This window comes from Nocardioides sp. CPCC 206348, from assembly GCF_048654705.1.
Classification (GTDB): domain Bacteria; phylum Actinomycetota; class Actinomycetes; order Propionibacteriales; family Nocardioidaceae; genus Nocardioides.
In genome coordinates, this window is record NZ_JBMCZA010000104.1 from 964 (window position 1) to 5,369 (window position 4,406).

At 72.2% G+C, this 4,406-nt stretch carries 4 protein-coding genes; all 4 read right to left on the reverse strand.

Going from position 1 to position 4,406, the window contains the following annotated elements:
• The coding region (locus ACOADB_RS05140; protein WP_378596866.1) for an amidohydrolase family protein at positions 1-522 on the reverse strand (522 nt) is incomplete at its 3' end.
• Positions 523-542: 20 nt separating this feature from the next.
• The gene (locus ACOADB_RS05145) at positions 543-1,742 is read right to left on the reverse strand and encodes an allantoate amidohydrolase (RefSeq protein WP_378596867.1); all 1,200 of its coding nucleotides are present in this window, start codon (positions 1,740-1,742) and stop codon (positions 543-545) included.
• Position 1,743: 1 nt separating this feature from the next.
• Positions 1,744-3,408, reverse strand: a complete 1,665-nt coding sequence (gene hutU / locus ACOADB_RS05150; protein ID WP_378596868.1) for a urocanate hydratase — start codon at positions 3,406-3,408, stop codon at positions 1,744-1,746.
• Positions 3,405-4,406, reverse strand: a 1,002-nt coding sequence (locus tag ACOADB_RS05155; RefSeq protein ID WP_378596869.1) for an aromatic amino acid lyase, incomplete at its 5' end; no start/stop codon positions are given. The genes ACOADB_RS05155 and hutU, both read right to left, overlap by 4 nt.

Here is a 4,406-nt window from a genome sequence, read left to right on the forward strand (position 1 = left end):
CTCCGACAGGTGGACGTGCACGGGGCCGCCGGCCGCACCGGCCGCCACGGTCGCCATCTGGTCCTGCGGCACCGCCCGGACGCTGTGGATCGCGGCGCCGACGCGGTCGTCGCCGAACGCCGCGACGCGTTCGGCCCAGGCGTCCGCGGTCCCGTCACTGAACCGGCGCTGGACGCCCCCAGCGGGTTGGCCGATCCCAGCCGTCAGGTAGCAGGTGTCGAGCAGGCGGATCCGGATGCCGACGTCGTCGGCCGCCGCCAGCAGGGCGCGGCCCATCTCGTTGGGGTCGTCGTACGGCGTCCCGTCGGGCTGGTGGTGCAGGTAGTGGAACTCCCCCACCGCACCGATCCCGCCCGCGAGCATCTCGGCGTAGGTCGCCCGGGCCAGGTCGAAGTAGAGGTCGGGCGTGAGGCGACCGGCGAGGTCGTACATCTGCTCGCGCCACGTCCAGAAGCTCCCCGTGCCCTGCTGGGTGCGGCCGCGCAGGGCGCGGTGGAAGGCGTGCGAATGGGCGTTGGCCATGGCCGGGATCGTCAGCACGCTCACACCCCCAGGGCCGACAGCGCGTCGGCCAACGCCTCGACACCGGCCAGGCAGTCCTCGGTCTCCGCGAACTCGTCGGGCGAATGGGAGACGCCGGTCGGGTTGCGGACGAAGAGCATGGCCGTCGGGTGGCCGGCTGCGGCGAGGACACCGGCGTCGTGGCCTGCCTGGGTCGGCAGTACCGGCCAGTCGCGGCCCTCCCCGATCCGGGCGGCGAGATCGACGTTGAACGCCACCTCGCCCGAGACGGACTCGGCGGTCACGGCCACCGAGGTGCCGTCGCGTGCGGCGCGCTCGGAGGCCTGCTTCTCGATGGCGGCCACGAGTCCGGCGAGCGTCGTGTCGGAGTCGGCGCGCGCGTCGAGCCAGGCCGTGACGCGCGAGGGCACGGCGTTGGTGCCGTTGGGGTGCGCCTCGATCCGACCGAAGGTCGCGCGCGATCCCCCGAGCCGGGCCTGCTTGTTGGCGGCGAGTGCGGTCATCGCGTAGGTGAGCATCGGGTCGGCCCGGTCCTCCATCCGGGTGGTGCCGGCGTGGTCGGCCCGGCCGGTGAAGTCGAAGCGGTAGCGACCGTGCGGCCAGATCCCGCTCGCCAGGCCGACGGGCACGTCGTGGTCGACGAGCGCTCGCCCCTGCTCGACGTGCAGCTCCACGAAGCAGCCGACCTCGGCCAGCAGGCCGTCGGCGCCGGTCGCGGGTGCGGCGGTCACGTCGCCGAGGGCGACCCCGGTGCGGTCCCGCAGTCCCTCGACGTCGGACCACGCCACCGAACCGGTCGCGAGCCGCGAGCCCAGGCAGGCCAGCCCGAAGCGGGATCCCTCCTCCTCGCGGAACACGCCGACACCGACAGCGCGGCCCGGTTCGGCGCCGCGCTCGCGCAGCAGGTCGATCGCGGCCAGCGCGGAGACGACTCCGAGCGGGCCGTCGTACGCGCCGCCGTCGAGGACGCTGTCGAGGTGGCTGCCGGTGAGCACGCCGAGCGTCTCGACCCGACCAGCGACGGGAACCGGACGCCACCAGGCGACCTGGTTGCCCATCGCATCGGTCTCGAGCGTGAGGCCGCGCGACGCCGCCTGCTCGGCGAACCACACCCGCATTTCCTCCTCCGCGCTCGCCCAGGGCTGGCGGAAGTAGCCGCCGGAGGTGGACGAGCGGCCGACCGCGGCGAGGTCGGCCCACATCTGTTCGAAGTCAGCCACCTCAGCCGTCCTGCATCGGGATCCGGACGTCCCGCTCCGCAGCGACCTCGACCGCCCGGTCGTAGCCGGCGTCGACGTGGCGGATCACGCCCATCCCCGGGTCGTTGGTGAGCACGCGCTCGATCTTCTGCGCAGCGAGCTCGGTGCCGTCGGCGACGCAGACCTGACCCGCATGGATCGAGCGTCCCATGCCGACCCCGCCGCCATGGTGGATCGACACCCACGACGCACCCGATGCGGTGTTGACCAGCGCGTTGAGCAGCGCCCAGTCCGCGATCGCGTCCGACCCGTCGAGCATCGCCTCCGTCTCGCGGTACGGCGACGCGACCGACCCGCAGTCGAGGTGGTCGCGGCCGATCACCACGGGTGCCTTGAGCTCGCCCGAAGCGACCATCTCGTTGAACTTCAGGCCGGCCAGGTGGCGTTCGCCGTACCCGAGCCAGCAGATGCGCGCCGGCAGGCCCTGGAAGGCGACCCGCTCGGAGGCCATGGTGATCCACTTGTGCAGCCGGGCGTTGTCGGGGAACAGCTCGAGGATCGCCTTGTCCGTCGCGGCGATGTCGGCCGGGTCGCCGGAGAGCGCGGCCCAGCGGAACGGGCCCTTGCCCTCGCAGAACAACGGCCGGATGTACGCCGGCACGAACCCCGGGAACTCGAACGCCCGGTCGTAGCCGCCCTTGCGGGCCTCGTCACGGATCGAGTTGCCGTAGTCGAAGACCTCGGCACCGGCGTCCTGGAACTCCACCATCGCTCGCACGTGCGTGGCCATGGACTCCTGCGCCCGCTTGGTGAAGCCCACCGGGTCGGCGGTGCGCTCGGCCTCCCAGTCCTCGAACGCCGTGCCCGCCGGCAGGTAGAAGAGCGGGTCGTGGGCGGAGGTCTGGTCGGTGACGATGTCGATCGGCGCCTTCTGCTCCAGCAGCAGCGGCACCATCTCGGCCGCGTTGCCGAGGACCCCGATGGAGAGGGGCTTGCGGGCATCGCGCGCCTCGATCGCGAGGGCGACGGCCTCCTCCAGCGAGGACGCCTGGACGTCGAGGTAGCGGTGCTCGATGCGCCGCTTGATGCGGGCGTCGTCGCACTCGATGCAGATCGCGACACCGTCGTTCATCGTCACGGCGAGCGGTTGCGCGCCGCCCATGCCGCCGAGGCCTGCGGTCAGCGTGATCGTGCCGGCCAGGGTCCCGCCGAAGCGCTTGTCGGCCACGGCCGCGAAGGTCTCGAACGTGCCCTGCAGGATGCCCTGCGTGCCGATGTAGATCCACGAACCGGCGGTCATCTGCCCGTACATGGTCAGGCCGAGGTCCTCCAGACGGCGGAACTCCTCCCAGTTCGCCCAGTCCCCCACGAGGTTGGAGTTCGCGATCAGCACGCGCGGCGCCCACGCGTGGGTGCGCATCACACCGACCGGCTTGCCGCTCTGGACGAGCATCGTCTCGTCGTCCTCGAGGTCGCGCAGGGTGCGGACGAGGGCGTTGTACGCCTCCCAGCTGCGGGCGGCCTTGCCCGTGCCGCCGTACACGACGAGGTCCTCGGGACGCTCGGCGTTCTCGGGGTCAAGGTTGTTCATCAGCATCCGCAGCGGCGCCTCGGTCTGCCACGACTTCGCGGTCAGCTCGGTGCCGGTGTCGGCGTGGATGGGGAGGCGGGGGTTGGTGTCGTTCACTGGAGTTCTCCGATCACGTCGGTGACGGCCGCGGTGACCCGGCGGCCCAGGACGAGCTGGTAGGCGGATTCGATCTCGGGGGCGAGGAAGCGGTCGGTGCCCGGGCCGCCGACGCCGTGGTCGCGGAGCAGGCCGACGACCGCACCCGTGGCGGGACTGGGCTCGAGCGGCGCCCTCAGGTTCAGGGCACGGGACGCCGTCATCAGCTCGACGGCAAGGACGCGGGTGAGACCGTCGACCGAGCGGCGCAGCTTGCGGGCCGACGACCAGCCCATCGAGACGTGGTCCTCCTGCATCGCACTCGACGGAATCGAGTCCACCGACGCAGGCGCCGCGAGCCGCTTGAGCTCGGAGACGATCGCGGCCTGGGTGTACTGCGCGATCATCAGGCCCGAGTCGACACCCGGGTCGTCGGCGAGGAACGGCGGCAGGCCATGGCTGCGGTTCTTGTCCAGGAACCGGTCGGTACGACGTTCCGCGATCGAGGCGACGTCAGCCGCGACGATCGCGAGGAAGTCGAGGACGTAGGCGACCGGCGCGCCGTGGAAGTTGCCGTTGCTCTCGACCCGGTCGCCGAGCACGACCGGGTTGTCGATCGCCGAGGCCAGCTCGCGGCCGGCGACGGTCGCGGCGTGCGCGACCGTGTCGCGGGCGGCACCGTGCACCTGCGGCGAGCAGCGCAGGGAGTAGGCATCCTGGACGCGGTTGCAGTCGGGGCCTCGGTGCGAGGCGACGACTCCGGAGTCCTTCAACAGCGCGGTGAGGTTGGCCGCCGACAGGGCCTGGCCCGGGTGCGGGCGGATCGCCTGCAGCTCGGGGGCGAACACGCGGTCGGTGCCGAGCTGGCCCTCGACGGACATGGCGGCGGAGATGTCCGCGACGCGGAGCAGGTCGGTGAGGTCGTCGATCGCGAGCACCAGCATGCCAAGCATGCCGTCGGTGCCGTTGATCAGCGCGAGGCCCTCCTTCTCCTGCAGGGCGACCGGAGTGAGGCCGGC